This window comes from Streptomyces sp. MBT53, from assembly GCF_016654115.1.
In the GTDB taxonomy this organism is placed as follows: domain Bacteria; phylum Actinomycetota; class Actinomycetes; order Streptomycetales; family Streptomycetaceae; genus Streptomyces.
The window spans coordinates 1-15,136 of record NZ_JAEQAZ010000204.1 but is presented as its reverse complement, the minus strand read 5'-3'; the positions used below and the strand labels follow the sequence as shown (position 1 = coordinate 15,136).

Genomic DNA, 15,136 nt, shown 5'->3' with positions numbered 1-15,136 from the left:
CACCCGGCTTCCCCAACCACCTCGCCCCGCCCCGCCCTTGGGAGACCTCGTCATGCCCGGAACATCCCGGAAGATGTCCGTAACGTCCCGGAAAGCGGCTGTCGCGCTCGCCGCCTCCGCCTCCTTCGCCCTCCTCGCCACCGCCTGTACCGGCCAGTCCTCGTCCGGTGCCTCCGACGACGCGTCGAAGGACGTGACCATCAACTTCTGGCACGCCTGGAGCGCGGCCTCCGAGCTGAGCGCCGTGAAGTCGCTGGTCGCCGGGTTCGAGAAGGCGCACCCCAACATCCATGTGAACGTCGTCGGCAACATGACGGACGACAAGATCAACCAGGCACTGCGCACCGGCGGCGGCAAGTCCCCCGACGTGATCTCGTCGTTCACGACGAACAATGTCGGCAAGTTCTGTTCCTCGGGCGCCCTGGTCGATCTCAACCCCTTCTTCAAGAAGGACGGCATCGACCCGGAGACGACGTTCCCGAAGGCGATGAACGAGTACACCCAGTTCGACGGGAACCGCTGTACGGCACCGCTGCTGGGCGACGCGTACGGGCTCTACTACAACAAGACGGAGTTCAAGAAGGCCGGCATCACCAGCCCGCCCAAGACCTGGTCCGAATTCGAGGCCGACGCGAAGAAGTTGACGATCACCAAGGGCGACACGTACTCGCAGCTCGGGTTCATGCCGGACTACCACGGCTGGGAGACCACGACCGAGCACATCTTCGCGCAGTTCTCGCCGACGTACTTCGACAAGAGCGGAAACTCGGCGCTCGCCACGGACCCCGCGTTCAAGGCCGGATTCACTCTCCAGAAGAAGCTCGTCGACGAACTCGGCGGATTCAAGAAGCTGGAGAGCTACCGCTCCACCCTCGGCGACGAGTGGGGCGACAAGCACCCCTTCCACACCGGCCAGGTCGCGATGCAGCTCGACGGCGAATGGCGGCTCGGGATGGCCCTGGCCGCAAATCCCAAGCTGGACATCGGAGTTGCCCCGCTGCCCGTCCCGGACGACCAGGTCGCCCAGTACGGCAAGGGCTACATCACCGGCACGATCACCGGGATCGCCGCCAACAGCAAGAAGCAGAACGCCGCCTGGGAGTTCGTCAAGTACATCACCACGGACACGGACGCGGTGGTCAACTTCTCCAACGGCATCCACAACGTGCCCTCCACCCTCGCCGCCCTCAAGTCCCCGAAGCTGAAGTACGACCCGCGCTTCAAGACGTTCCTGGACATCGCGTCGAACCAGTACTCGACGACAAGTCCCGCCTCGATCAACGGCGGTGTGTATCTGACGACGATCCAGAACCTCGGATACGACTACGAGAGCGGCAAGGTGAAGGATCTCGACTCGGCCCTGAAGAGCACGGCCAAGCAGATCGACACGGACATCGCGCAGGCGAAGTAGCGGCGAGATGAGCACAATCACCCTGGCGTCGAAGCGCCGCAGGTCGGCGCTTCGGACACTCGCCTTCATGTCGCCCTGGCTGATCGGCTTCGCGGTCTTCTTCGCGTATCCGCTGATCTCGACGGTCTATTTCTCGTTCATGCACTACGACGGCTTCAAGCCGCCGACGTGGGTGGGGACGAAGAACTGGACATACGTCTTCAAGAACTATCCGTACTTCTGGCCCGCGATGCGCAACACCCTGTGGCTGGTCGTGGTGATGGTCTCGCTGCGGGTCGTGTTCGGGCTCGGCGTCGGCCTGCTGATCACCAAGATCAAGACGGCGACGGGCGTCTTCCGGACGCTCTTCTACCTGCCGTACCTCGCCCCGCCGGTCGCGGCCACGATGGCGTTCGCGTTCCTCCTCAACCCCGGTACCGGGCCCGTCAATTCGATCCTGGAGAAGGTCGGCATCCCGGCCCCGGGCTGGTTCAACGACCCCACCTGGTCCAAGCCGGCGCTCACCCTGCTCGCCCTCTGGGGCATCGGCGACCTCATGGTCATCTTCATGGCCGCGCTGCTCGACGTACCCAAGGAGCAGTACGAGGCGGCCGAGTTGGACGGCGCCTCGGCCTGGCAGCGGTTCCGGTTCGTCACGCTGCCGAACATCTCGCCCATCGTGATGTTCGCCGTGGTCACCGGCGTGATCCAGACCATGCAGTACTACACACAGCCACTCATCGCCGGGAAGGTCGCCTCCGGTGTGATCCAGGGCGCGGGCACGCAGTTCGAGCCCGGCTACCCGGAGAAGTCCACGCTCACCCTTCCCCAGCTCGTCTACAACCTCGGCTTCCAGCGCTTCGACTACGGCTCGGCCTGCGTGGTGGCACTCGTCCTGTTCGCCCTGTCGATGGTGTTCACCGCGTTCCTGATGCGGCGCCGTGGCGGACTCAACCTGGCAGGTGACTGACCATGGCCCAAGTACTGGACAAGCCCGTGGAGTTGAGGGCGTCGGTGACCCCCGCCGAGCGCACCGCCCGCCGCAAGGCGCTCATCGAGTGGGTCGCGGTCCACTCGCTCGGCGTCGCCGCAGCCCTCTTCTTCACGCTCCCCTTCGTGTTCGTGTTCCTGACCTCGCTGATGAGCGACAGCCAGGCCCTGAGCCGCGACCTGATCCCGCACACCTGGGAGTGGGGCAACTACCGCAAGGTCTTCGACACCCCGGGCTTCCTCACCTGGTGGAAGAACACGCTGATCTACGCCGGTCTCGGCACCGTGCTGACCGTCGTGTCGTCGATCCCGGTGGCGTACGCGCTCGCCAAGTTCCGCTTCCGGGGCCGGAATCTGTCGCTGATGCTGGTCATCTCGATGATGATGCTGCCGCCGCAGGTCGTGATCATCCCCATGTACCTGTTCTGGGCGAAGCAGTTGGACCTGTCGGGGACGCTGTGGCCGCTGATCATCCCGATGGCGTTCGGAGATGCTTTCTCCATCTTCCTTCTCCGCCAGTTCCTGATGACGATCCCGAACGAGTACCTGGACGCGGCGAAGGTCGACGGCTGCGGCGAGTTCAAGACGCTGCTGCGGGTCGTGCTGCCGATGGCCAGGCCGGGCATCGCCGCCGTCGCGCTCTTCCAGTTCTTCTACGCCTGGAACGACTACTTCGGGCCGCAGATCTACGCGTCCGAGAACCCCGGTGCCTGGACCCTGAGTTACGGCCTGGAGTCGTTCAAGGGGGCGCACCACACCGACTGGAATCTCACCATGGCCGCGACCGTGCTGGTCATGGCCCCCGTGATCCTCGTGTTCTTCTTCGCGCAGAAGGCGTTCGTCGAGGGCGTCACGCTCACCGGAGTGAAGGGTTAACCACGTATGAAACTCGCCGTGGTCGGCGGAGGCTCGACCTACACACCCGAACTCATCGACGGTTTCGCCCGGTTGAGGGACACCCTGCCCGTCGAGGAACTGGTCCTCGTCGACCCGGCGCCCGAACGCCTTGATCTGGTGGGCGGGTTGGCCCGCCGGATCTTCGCCAAGCAGGGGCACCCCGGGAAGATCGTGACGACGTCCGACCTGGACGCCGGTGTCGAGGGCGCCGACGCGGTGCTGCTCCAGCTCCGCGTCGGCGGCCAGGCGGCCCGCGAGCAGGACGAGACCTGGCCGCTGGAGTGCGGCTGCGTCGGCCAGGAGACGACCGGCGCGGGCGGCCTCGCCAAGGCGCTGCGGACCGTACCGGTGGTGCTCGACATCGCGGAACGGGTCCGCCGTACCAACCCGGACGCCTGGATCATCGACTTCACCAACCCGGTGGGGATCGTGACCCGCGCCCTGCTCCAGGCCGGCCACAAGGCGGTCGGGCTGTGCAACGTGGCGATCGGCTTCCAGCGGAAGTTCGCCGGACTCCTCGGTGTCACCCCGACCGATGTGCACCTCGACCATGTGGGCCTCAACCACCTCACCTGGGAGACCGGTGTGCGGCTCGGCGGTCCCGAGGGCGAGAACGTGCTGCCCAAGCTGCTCGGCGAGTTCGGCGACGACATCGCCGCCGACCTGAGCCTGCCCCGGGTGCTGCTCGACCGGCTCGGCGTCGTGCCGTCGTACTACCTGCGGTACTTCTACGCGCACGACGAGGTCGTACGGGAGCTGCGGACCAAGCCGTCCCGGGCCTCCCAAGTGGCGGAGATGGAACGTGAGTTGCTGAAGATGTACGCCGATCCGGCGCTCGACGAGAAGCCGGCGCTGCTCGCCAAGCGCGGCGGGGCCTACTACTCCGAGGCCGCCGTGGATCTGGCCGCCTCGCTGCTCGGCGGGGGCGGGAGCCCCTACCAGGTGGTGAACACGTACAACAAGGGGACGCTGCCGTTCCTGCCGGACGACGCCGTCATCGAGGTGCAGGCGGCCGTCGGCGCGAAGGGCGCCACCCCGCTCGACGTGGCCGAGGTCGACCCGCTGTACGCGGGGTTGATGGCGAATGTGACCGCGTACGAGGACCTCGCCCTGGAGGCCGCGCTGCGCGGTGGCCGGGACCGGGTGTTCCGGGCGCTGCTCTCGCATCCCCTGATCGGCCAGTACGAGTACGCCGAAGCCCTGACCGACCAGCTGATCGCGCACAACCGGGAGCACCTCGCGTGGGCCTGACCGCAAGTGTCCTCGCCATCGACGCGGGCAACAGCAAGACCGACGTCGCGGTCGTGGCGGCCGACGGAGAGATCCTCGCCACGGCCCGCGGCGGCGGGTTCCGGCCTCCCGTCGTGGGCATCGGGACGGCCGTGGACGCGGTCGCCGAGGTCGTCGCCCGGGCCTTCGCGGACGCGGGGGTGAGCGCGGTCCAGCATGTGTCGGCCTGTCTCGCCAACGCCGACTTCCCCGTGGAGGAGGCGGAGTTGGCCGCCGCGCTGGGCGCGCGCGGGTGGGGCACGAGCACGGAGGTGCGCAACGACACGTTCGCGGTGCTGCGGGCGGGCATCCCCGAGCCGCGCGGAGTGGCCGTGGTGTGCGGGGCGGGCATCAACTGCGTCGGCATGCGGCCCGACGGCCGTACCGCCCGTTTCCCGGCGATCGGCCGTATCTCCGGTGACTGGGGCGGCGGTTGGGGCCTGGCGGAGGAGGCCCTGTGGCACGCGGCCCGCGCCGAGGACGGCCGCGGCGGCCCTACGGCCCTGGCGCGTACGCTCCCGGCGTACTTCGGCCTGGACTCCATGTACGGCCTCATCGAGGCGCTGCATCTCGAACACGTGACGCACGAGCGGCGGCACGAGTTGACACCGGTGCTGTTCGCGACGGCGGCGGACGGCGACCCGGTGGCCCGTTCGATCGTGGACCGGATGGCGGAGGAGGTGGTGGCGATGGCGACGGTCGCGCTGACCCGCCTCGATCTGCTCGACGAGGAGGCGCCGGTGCTGCTCGGCGGCAGCGTCCTCGCCGCCCGGCATCCCCAACTGGACGACCGTATAAGGGAGTTGCTGGCGGCCCGGGCACCCAAGGCGGTGGCGACGGTGGTCACCGCGCGGCCGGTCCTCGGCTCGGTGCTGCTGGGGCTCGACCACGTGGGAGTTCCGGCCGAGGCGCATGTGCGGGCGCGGGGGTACTACGAGCACTGACACCCGGGAACCGAACAGATTCCCACGGCGTATTCATGGACAAGGGGGCGGTGGGGGGCGTTGTGTGGTGCCGGAAATCCGGTCATCACGCTGCGATCCGATCAAGATCCAGTGAAGGCCCGTGCGGAATGTCAGTCCTGGCGGCGATACTTGCGCCGACAGGATGACCCTGGGGGAGGTCAGCGGTGACACAACCGCCGAAGAGCAGTACGGCGCCACCGGGCACAGGCGTGCCCACGATGCCGGCGTTGCCGGCGCAGTCGGGCCGGCCGGGAGCGCCCACGCCCCGGCGTGCGCCGGACGCGGCACCCGCGCGCCGTACGGCGCTGGCCGAGGGCGTCGACCAGTTGCGCGCGGCCGCCACCACCGAGCCGGGGCGGCTGCGGGCCATCGGCGCGCTGCTGGCCCTCCTGGTGGTCGCGTTCGGCGCCGTCACCGCCTGGCAGACCGACAGCCGGGCCTCGGCGGCCGACGACGTGCTCCACCACAGCCAGCCGCTCAGCTCGGACGCGGCGGACATCTACCGCTCGCTCGCGGACGCCAACACGATGGCGGCCACCGGGTATCTGGCGGGGCTGCAGGAGACGCAGGGGACCCGCAAGCAGTACGAGGACGACATCAGGACGGCCGCCTCGAAGCTCGTCACGGCCGCCGCGAACACCGACCCGGGCTCGGAGTCGGCGGGCATCATCACGGATCTCAACGAACTCCTGCCGGAGTACAAGGGATTGGTCGAGTCGGCCCGCGCCAACAACCGGCAGGGCTTCCCGGTGGGCGGCGCCTATCTGCGCGCCGCGAACGACACCATGCAGAACAAGATGCTTCCGCAGGCCCAGAAGCTCTACAAGAACGAGAACGCGCGGCTGAGCACCGACTACGGGAACGCGACGCCGTACCCGTGGTTCGCGATCGCCCTCGGGCTCGTCGCGCTCGGCGGACTGGCCTGGGCCCAGCGGCGCAACTACCAGCGCACCAACCGGGTGCTGAACCACGGCCTGGTCGCCGCCTCCGCCACCACCGCGGTCGTCCTGCTCTGGGTGGTCGTCGGCCACACCGTCGCCCGCGCGGGCCTCAACGACTCCTACGACCACGGGGTCAAGTCGCTCAACGTGCTGCACGACGCCCGCATCGCCTCCCTGAAGGCCCGCAGCGACGAGAACCTGACGCTGGTCAGCCGCGGCGCCGAGACCCACGAACTCGCGAACGGCACGGTCATGGACGCCTACGACTGGGGCTACGACCAGGAGATCGCCGCGCTGGGCAAGGGCCTGAAACTGGCCGACTCGCTCGCCGACGACTCCGCGGGCCGCAAGCCCGTAGCCGTGGCCAACAGCTCCATGACGGTGTGGATCTCCCGCCACAACAAGGTCAGTTCGGACAACGACGCGGGCAACTACCAGGCGGCCCGCGACGGTGTCATCGGCAAGGACGGCGCGACGGCCGAGTGCTTCCAGGCCGTGGACGCCTCGCTGGAGACGGCGCTGGACCACGAGACCAAGGAGTTCCAGCGGTCCGCGGGTGACGGTCTGGACGCCATGACCGGCCTCACCGTCGGCGCCGCGGTGCTCGCCGTGCTCGGTGCGGCCGGCGCCGTGCTGGGCATCGGGCGCAGGCTGTCGGAGTACCGGTGAAAGGGGGCGTGACCATGCGAGCACGCAATGACTTTCTTCGCCGCCTGAGGGCTGTACGGCGCCTGCGGATCAGCCTGAAGGGCTGGGGCGGGGTGGGTGCGATGGCGGCCGTCTGCGTCCTCGCGGTCGCGTTCGTGCTGCTGCTGCCGCTCACCCAGTCGCGCGGCGAGACCGGCGCCGACGTCGGCGGACAGCACACGGCCCAGGGCGTCCAGGCCAAGGCCGCCAAGTGCGACGACAGCACCGTCCAGGACCAGAGCCCGCCCCCGTCGGACGCCGGGGGCGCCACGATCGACGCCATCAAGGAGCGCGGCGTACTGCGGGTGGGCGTCGACCAGAACAGCTACCGCTGGGGCTACCGCGACCCGAACAGCGCCAAGGGCGACCTGGCGGGCTTCGACATCGACCTCGTCACGGCCATCGCCAAGAACATCTTCGGCAGCGCCTACACCGACAACAGCATCCAGTTCCTGGCCATCCCGACCAACGAGCGCATCCCGGCGATCCAGAACAACCGCGTCGACATGGTCGTCCGCACCATGACGATCACCTGCGACCGCGCCGGGAAAGTCGCCTTCTCCGCCCCGTACTTCGTCACCGGCCAGCAGGTCCTCGCCCCGAAGGTGTCGTCGATCACGGGCTACAACGACACCCTCGCGAACAAGCGGGTCTGCTCGGCGGACTCCTCCACGGCGAACGGCCATCTGAACGACGACAAGGGCAACAAGATCCCCGCCAGCGTCAAGATCATGGACCCCGTCCCCAACCAGCTGGACTGCCTGGTGAAGCTCCAGCTCGGCGAGGCCGACGCGGTGGTGACCGACGGCGCGCTCGCCGCCAGCCAGGCCGCGCAGGACCCGACGGTGGAGCTGAAGGGCGGCCCCTTCACCACCGAGTACTACGGCGTGGCGATGAACCTGAAGGCCACCGATCTGGTGCAGCGGGTCAACCGAATACTGGAGACCTACCGCACCAGCCCCACCGGCTGGCAGGCGTCGTACACGAAATGGCTTCAGCCCACCCTCGGCGCCGACTCGAAGTCGGCCACCCCGCCCGTACCGAAGTACAAGTGACGGACCGTCAACAACCGGACGCACGGACACAGACACGGACCACCGACGGAACACAACGCAGCGAGAGGTGATCGATGGGCGTCACGGGACCCCCCGGGCCGGTAATGGACCGGGACGAGGTGGACCGTGCGCTGGCGCGGCTCGGCGCGGAGCACGAGGCCATCGAGACCTCGCTCCTCGCCCTGCAGGACCACGCGGGCCGCAGACTCCTCGAAGGCGCCGAGCTCACCGGCACGACCAAGGAGCGCTGGGCGACCACCGATGCGTCGATCACGCTGCTGTGGGCGTACTTCGACGCGTACACGGACGCGTTCCACGCCGCCCAGAGCATCCGTTCCCGGCGCCGCTGGTCCAACCGTGAGGATCTGGTCGAGCTGACCGAGCTGCTGCGCGGCGAGTCCGTGACGGTCGCCGGATCGACCACGGCGACCGCCAACGCCCCGACGCTGACGGGCGGTTCGAGCAAGCTCAGCCATCAGTTCTCGCTGAGCGCGCTGGTCGACGAGATGAACGACCTGTACGCGACCTCTCTCGACATGGTCGTCACGTCCGACGCGGTGTGGTCCGCGCTGCCCGCCCGGATCGATTTACTGGCCGCGGAGTTGCAGCGCACCCGGCAGCTCGCCCACTCCGTCGGCGTCCGCCCGGGCGAACACCCGGCGGGCGACGACCTGGAGCGCATCACCACCACCCTGACCGAGCTGCGCGAGCGGGTCATCTCCGACCCGCTGGCCTTCTGGATCCGGGCACAGGGCAGTTCGGCACCCGGCGGCGGCCGGCCCGACACCACGGTCTACGACCGGGAGGCGCGCGCCCTGGAGGAGGTGCGGCGGGAGATCGACGCCGTGCTGACCGTCCGGCAGGACGCGGAGGCGCGGCTGGTGAAGCTGCGGGACGTGCTCTCGCGCGCGGACCGCACACTCGCCGAGGCGCGCACCGCGCGCGGTGAGGTCCTCGCGAAGATCGCCGCCACGGAGGTGCCGGTCGTCAGCGGACCGCCGACCGTGCTCCAGGAGCAGTTGTCGACGGCCGCCGAGTACCGCAGACACGCCCAGTGGCACCGCCTTTCGCCGCTCCTGGAGTCCCTGGAGCAGAAGGCCGAGGACGAACTGCTGCGCGCCCGCGAGTCGTTGACGGCGGTCACCCAGCCGCTGGCGGTCCGTGCCGAGCTGCGCGGCCGGCTCGACGCGTACAAGGCGAAGGTCGCCCGGCACGGCCTCGCGGAGGACCCGTTCCTCATCGAGCGGTACGACGCGGCGCGCCGCATGCTGTGGAGCGCGCCCTGCGACCTGCGCGTCGCCGAACAGGCGGTGCTGCGCTACCAGCACGCCGCCGCCGAGCAGTTGAGCACTCCCCGGACCCCGCCGCAGGGCGGTCCCGAGGACCAGAGGGGGCCGGGCGCGTGAGTGACGAGGGAGAAGCGGGGTCGGTCATGAGTGAGGCACAGCGGAAGTGTCAGCGGCCCGGCTGCGAGGGGTCGTACGAGGACATGGGCGGCGGCGAGCTGTACTGCGACACCTGCGGGCTCGCACCGGTGGTGTCCGCCAACGGCTCGCTGGGTTCGCCGCCCACCGGGATGACCGGCGGCAAGGGGGGCTCGCGGGGTTCGGGCAGCAGCAGTTCCCGGTCCAGCAGCCGCAGTTCGCGTACGTCGTCGCAGTCGTCGAAGTCGCGGCGCTCGGTGTCGGGGCGGCTCTCGCGCTCGGTGTCGGGGCAGTCGTCGGGCCGCTCGGTGTCGGTGCGCAGCTCCGGTTCGTCGTCGGCGTCCTCGACGCGCGGCCGGCTCGGGGTCGGTCTGGTGCAGGTGCCGGACGTGCCGCGGCCCGACCCGCGCGCGATGGTGCTGGAGAACCCGGAGGTGCCCGAGCGCAAGCGGTTCTGCTCGCGCTCGGACTGCGGTGCGCCGGTGGGGCGTTCGCGCGGTGACAGCCCGGGGCGCACGGAGGGGTTCTGCACCAAGTGCGGCAACCCGTACTCGTTCTCGCCCAAGCTGGCCGGCGGTGACGTCGTGCACGGCCAGTACGAGGTCGTGGGCTGTCTGGCGCACGGCGGCCTGGGCTGGGTCTATCTCGCCGTGGACCGCGCGGTCTCCGACCGCTGGGTGGTGCTCAAGGGTCTCCTCGACACCGGCGACGAGGACGCGATGGCCGCCGCGATCTCCGAGCGGCGCTTCCTCGCCGAGATCGAGCACTCGAACATCGTGCGGATCTACAACTTCGTGGAGCACCTGGACCAGCGGACGGGTTCGCTGGACGGGTACATCGTCATGGAGTACGTCGGCGGCAAGTCCCTCAAGGAGATCGCCAACGACCGCCGTACGGAGACCGGGAAGCGTGATCCGCTGCCGGTGGAGCAGGCCTGCGCGTACGGCATCGAGGCCCTTGAGGCGCTCGGCCATCTGCACAGCCGCAACCTGCTGTACTGCGACTTCAAGGTCGACAACGCGATCCAGACCGAGGACCAGCTCAAGCTGATCGACATGGGCGCGGTGCGCAGAATGGACGACGAGGAGTCGGCCATCTACGGCACGGTGGGCTACCAGGCACCGGAGGTCGCGGAGGTCGGCCCGTCGGTGGCGTCCGACATCTACACCGTCGGCCGCACCCTCGCCGTCCTCACCTTCGACTTCCAGGGCTACACGAACGTCTTCGTGGACTCGCTGCCCGACCCGGACAACATCGAGGTGTTCCGCCGCTACGAGTCGTTCTACCGGCTCCTGGTGCGCGCCACCGACCCGGACCCGGCCCGCCGGTTCGCCTCCGCGCAGGAGATGGCCGAGCAGCTGACGGGGGTGCTGCGGGAGGTCGTCTCGCTGCAGACCGGCCGCGCCCGGCCGTCCCTGTCCACCTTGTTCGGTCCCGAACTCAAGGTCACGGACACGGAGTTGTTCCCGAAGCTGGACGGGGACGTGTCGCTGCTGGGGGCGCGGGTGGTGCGGCCCCGGAAGAAGGCGGGCACCCGCGTCGACGCCGCGCTGCCCGCCGCCGCGCCGCTTCCCGCCGTCACCGCCGCCGCCAACGGGTCGGCCAACGGGTCGGCGGGTGCCACCCCGGACATCGTCAAGCAGGTCGACTCCCCCTCCGTGGCCCTCGCCCTGCCCGTGCCGCACGTCGACCCGACCGACCCCAACGCGGGCTTCCTGGCCGGGCTGATGACGACCGCGGCGACCGAACTGCTCGGCGCCCTCGCGTCCGCGCCCTCGCCGTCCGTGGAGACCCGGCTGCGGCAGATCAGGGCCTGGCTGGAGAACGGCGAGTCGTACACCGCGCTCGACGCCCTCGCGAAGCTGGAGGACGAGCGGCCCGACGACTGGCGGGTGGTCTGGTACCGGGGCGTGGCCGCACTGGCGACCCGCGACTACGAGGCCGCCGCGCTCTCCTTCGACGCGATCTACGACGCCTTCCCGGGCGAGCCCGCGCCGAAGCTGGCGCTCGGCCTCTGCGCCGAGGTGCTGGGACAGCTGGACAACGCGGCCGAGTACTACCGCCTGGTGTGGTCGACCGACCCGAGCTATGTGAGCGCGGCCTTCGGCCTGGCCCGCGTCCAGCTCGCGACCGGCGACCGCGCGGGCTCCGTACGGACGCTGGAGTCGGTGTCGGAGGCCTCCATCCACTACACGGCCGCGCGGGTGGCCGCCGTACGGGCGCGGCTGCGGCGGCGGACCGCGACGGCGGGCGACACGCCGTTCCTGGACGATCTGACCGCGTCCGCCGGACAGGTGGAAGCACTGGAGGGATACGGTCTGGACGCCGTCCGGCGGGAGCAGTTGTCAGCCGAGGTCCTCGGCTGCGCCCTCGACTGGATACTCTCCGGAGGCCAGGGTTCCGTGCCGCCGGCGCGGCCGGAGCTGCTCGGCAACGAGCTGGACGAGCGGGGACTCCGCTTCGGCCTGGAGCGTTCGTACCGCACGCTGGCCCGGCTGGCGCGGGGCGGCGAGGAGAGGATCGACCTGGTGGAACGTGCCAACCGTTACCGCCCCCGGACGTGGGTGTAGTTGATGTCCCAGATGCCCCAGCTGTCCGCGTGCCCGAGCTGCGAGGAACCCCTCGAATCGGGTGACCGCTTCTGCGGTGCGTGCGGGTACGACCTGTCGGCCGCGCCCGCGCCGCCGGACGACCACCCGACGCTGACCATGAACGGCGCGGGATCGCTCCTTCCCGAGGAGGCCACGGACGTGAACTGGCCCGTGGTCCCCCAGCCGGAGGGCCCCGAGACCGCGCCGACGGTCCATCTGCCCACCGACCTGGCGGGCACCGACTCGGGCGGCACCCCGCTGCCGACCGACTCCCCGCTGCCGCCCACCGGTTCACCGGTCTCCCCGGCCACGGGCGTACGGTTCGACCGGCCGCCGGAGCCCGACGAGTACCCGCTGCAGGCGCCGGACCCGCGGGTCGCCGCCGAGCTGGGGACCCCGGCCGAGGGCACCAAGGTGTGCGTGGCCTGCCGGTCGGGCCGCGTCGACCCGGACGGCTACTGCGAGAACTGCGGGCACGCCCAGCCCCGCGAACGCGACCACATGGAACAGGAGTCGGGCCCGCTCGCCGCGGTCAGCGACCGCGGGCTGCGCCACCATCGCAACGAGGACGCCTTCGCCGTAGGACAGTGCGTGCTGCCGGACGGGGCGCCCGCGCTGGTCGCCGTCGTGTGTGACGGGGTGTCCTCGGCGACCCGGCCCGACGCGGCCTCGCTGGCCGCGTCGCGGAAGGCCGGGGAGTCGCTGCTGGCCGCGCTGCCGCAGGGCACGCACCCACAGCAGGCGATGCACGACGCGATCATCGCGGCCTCGCACGCGGTCAACTCCCTCGCGGAGGAGCCCGCGACGGCCCGCGAGCACGCCCCGCACCAGAACGCGCCGGCCTGCACCCTGGTCGGCTCCGTCGTCACGCCGACCCTCCTGGTGGTCGGCTGGGTCGGCGACAGCCGCGCCTACTGGATCCCGGTGGACCGCAGTTCACCGCCGGCCCGGCTCACCGAGGACGACTCGTGGGCGGCCCAGATGGTCGCCGCGGGCCTGATGAGCGAGGCGGAGGCCTACGCCGACGAGCGCGCCCACGCGATCACCGGCTGGCTCGGCGCGGACGCGTACGAACTGGAGCCGCACACCGCTTCTTTCAAACCGGACCGGCCGGGTGTAGTGGTGGTGTGCACGGACGGCCTGTGGAACTACGCGGAGTCGGCCGAGGAGATGGCCGAGGTCGTACCCCCCGACGCCATGGTCCGCCCACTGCACAGCGCCCAGGTCCTGGTCGGTCACGCGCTGGACGGCGGGGGCCACGACAACGTAACAGTGGCCGTCGTGCCGTTCCCGGCCCCGCCGCAAGGGGCAGTAATCGGCTGAGGCCGCATGAAACGGGGACGGTCTCGGACCGGAGGGGACCGGTCCGCTCATAGTCATCGCCCCATCCAGGTGGGGCACTCGAGGGGGATCAGAGTAGGCATGGCCAATTTCTCGAAGTCGAACGTGCCGCAGTTCTCGGTGGACGTGTACCAGAACGAGTACCTGCCCGAGGGCGGCCGTGAGGTCAACGCGATCGTCACCGTGACCTCGACCGGCGGCGGCACCGTGGGGAGCGCGGTCGCCGCGCCCCATCTGTACTCGCCCGGGCAGGGCCCGGACGCGGCCGTGGCGATCATGGTCGACTGCTCGGGGTCGATGGACTACCCGCCGACCAAGATGCGCAACGCCCGGGACGCCACCGCCGCCGCGATCGACACCCTGCGCGACGGGGTGCACTTCGCGGTGATCGGCGGCACGCACATCGCCAAGGAGGTCTATCCGGGCAACGGGCGGCTCGCGGTCGCCGACGCCACCACCCGCGACCAGGCCAAGCAGGCGCTGCGCAAGCTGAGCGCCGGCGGCGGCACCGCGATCGGCACCTGGCTGCGGCTCGCCGACCGGCTGCTGTCCTCGGCGGACGTCTCCATACGCCACGGCATCGTCCTCACCGACGGGCGCAACGAGCACGAGGCGCCCGAGGACCTGAAGGCCGCCCTCGACGCCTGCGCCGGACGCTTCACCTGTGACGCCCGCGGTGTCGGCACCGACTGGGAAGTGAAAGAAGTCACAGGGATCGCCTCCGCGCTGCTCGGGACGGCCGACATCGTCGCCGACCCGGCGAACCTCGCCGCCGACTTCACCAAGATGATGGAGACGGCGATGGGCAAGGAGGTCGCGGACGTCGCGCTGCGGCTGTGGACGCCGGTGGGCACGGCCATCAAGTTCGTCAAGCAAGTCGCGCCCAGGGTCGAGGAGTTGACCGACCGCCGCACCGAGGCGGGCCCGCGCGCCGGGGACTACCCCACCGGGTCCTGGGGAGACGAGTCCCGCGACTACCACGTGTGTGTCGAGGTCCCCGAGGCCGGCATCGGCCAGGAGATGCTCGCCGCCCGGGTCTCGCTGGTCGTCCCGCAGCCCGACGGAAGCACTCAGAACCTGGGCGCCCAGGGGCTGGTGAAGGCCGTGTGGACCGACGACATGGTGGCCTCCACGTCCATCAACCCCCAGGTCGCGCACTACACCGGCCAGGCCGAACTGGCGCAGGTCATCCAGCAAGGGCTTGATCTTCGCAAATCGGGTGATGTCGATGGAGCAACGGCCAAACTCGGACGGGCCGTTCAGCTCGCCAGCGTCTCCGGAAACGCGGATACTGCGAAACTGCTTGCGAAGGTGGTGGACGTGGTCGATGCCGCGGCGGGTACTGTGCGACTGAAGGCGAAGGTCGCGGAGGCCGACGAGATGACCCTCGAAACACGGTCCACAAAGACTGTTCGTGTAAAGAAGTGACCTAGCCCAGACAACTTCGTGAGACCTAGAACAACCCTGTGAGAAAGGGGGACGAGCCGACATGCCGACCTGCCCGAACGGACACCAGTCGGGTTCCGACGACTGGTGCGAGGTCTGCGGTCACCGCATGGCCGGTGCCGTACCCCCGCCCCCTCCCC

11 protein-coding genes are annotated in these 15,136 nt (G+C 69.9%); all 11 read left to right on the top strand.

Going from position 1 to position 15,136, the window contains the following annotated elements; genetic code table 11:
• Positions 1–73: 73 nt before the first annotated feature.
• The gene (locus JHN45_RS43145) at positions 74–1,411 is read left to right on the top strand and encodes an ABC transporter substrate-binding protein (RefSeq protein WP_200715073.1); all 1,338 of its coding nucleotides are present in this window, start codon (positions 74–76) and stop codon (positions 1,409–1,411) included.
• Between the two features lie 7 nt (positions 1,412–1,418).
• Positions 1,419–2,360: a carbohydrate ABC transporter permease gene (locus JHN45_RS43140; protein ID WP_200715072.1), complete on the top strand. Its 942-nt coding sequence runs from the start codon at positions 1,419–1,421 to the stop codon at positions 2,358–2,360.
• A 2-nt stretch (positions 2,361–2,362) separates the two neighbouring features.
• Positions 2,363–3,256 carry a carbohydrate ABC transporter permease gene (locus JHN45_RS43135; RefSeq protein ID WP_201054805.1) on the top strand — a complete coding sequence of 298 codons (894 nt, stop codon included), beginning with the start codon at positions 2,363–2,365 and terminating at the stop codon, positions 3,254–3,256.
• Positions 3,257–3,262: 6 nt separating this feature from the next.
• The gene (locus JHN45_RS43130) at positions 3,263–4,528 is read left to right on the top strand and encodes a 6-phospho-beta-glucosidase (RefSeq protein WP_201054804.1); all 1,266 of its coding nucleotides are present in this window, start codon (positions 3,263–3,265) and stop codon (positions 4,526–4,528) included.
• Positions 4,519–5,490 (top strand): N-acetylglucosamine kinase, encoded by a 972-nt coding sequence (locus tag JHN45_RS43125; RefSeq protein ID WP_200715069.1) that lies wholly within the window; start codon positions 4,519–4,521, stop codon positions 5,488–5,490. The genes JHN45_RS43130 and JHN45_RS43125 overlap by 10 nt, the downstream gene beginning before the upstream one ends.
• 185 nt (positions 5,491–5,675) lie before the next feature.
• The gene (locus JHN45_RS43120; protein WP_307783351.1) at positions 5,676–7,121 is read left to right on the top strand and encodes a hypothetical protein; all 1,446 of its coding nucleotides are present in this window, start codon (positions 5,676–5,678) and stop codon (positions 7,119–7,121) included.
• Positions 7,122–7,135: 14 nt separating this feature from the next.
• Complete coding sequence (locus tag JHN45_RS43115; protein WP_200715068.1) at positions 7,136–8,194, top strand: glutamate ABC transporter substrate-binding protein; 1,059 nt, start codon at positions 7,136–7,138, stop codon at positions 8,192–8,194.
• 74 nt (positions 8,195–8,268) lie between these two features.
• A complete protein-coding gene (locus JHN45_RS43110; RefSeq protein ID WP_200715067.1) occupies positions 8,269–9,600 on the top strand; it encodes a hypothetical protein in 1,332 nt (443 codons plus the stop codon).
• A 26-nt stretch (positions 9,601–9,626) separates the two neighbouring features.
• Entirely contained in the window at positions 9,627–12,188 is a 2,562-nt protein-coding gene (locus tag JHN45_RS43105) for a serine/threonine-protein kinase (RefSeq protein WP_200715066.1), read from the top strand.
• Positions 12,189–13,532, top strand: a complete 1,344-nt coding sequence (locus tag JHN45_RS43100; RefSeq protein WP_200715065.1) for a PP2C family serine/threonine-protein phosphatase — start codon at positions 12,189–12,191, stop codon at positions 13,530–13,532.
• A gap of 99 nt (positions 13,533–13,631) precedes the next feature.
• On the top strand, positions 13,632–14,978 hold the full coding sequence (locus JHN45_RS43095; RefSeq protein WP_200715064.1) for a VWA domain-containing protein: 1,347 nt from the start codon (positions 13,632–13,634) through the stop codon (positions 14,976–14,978).
• Positions 14,979–15,136: the final 158 nt, after the last annotated feature.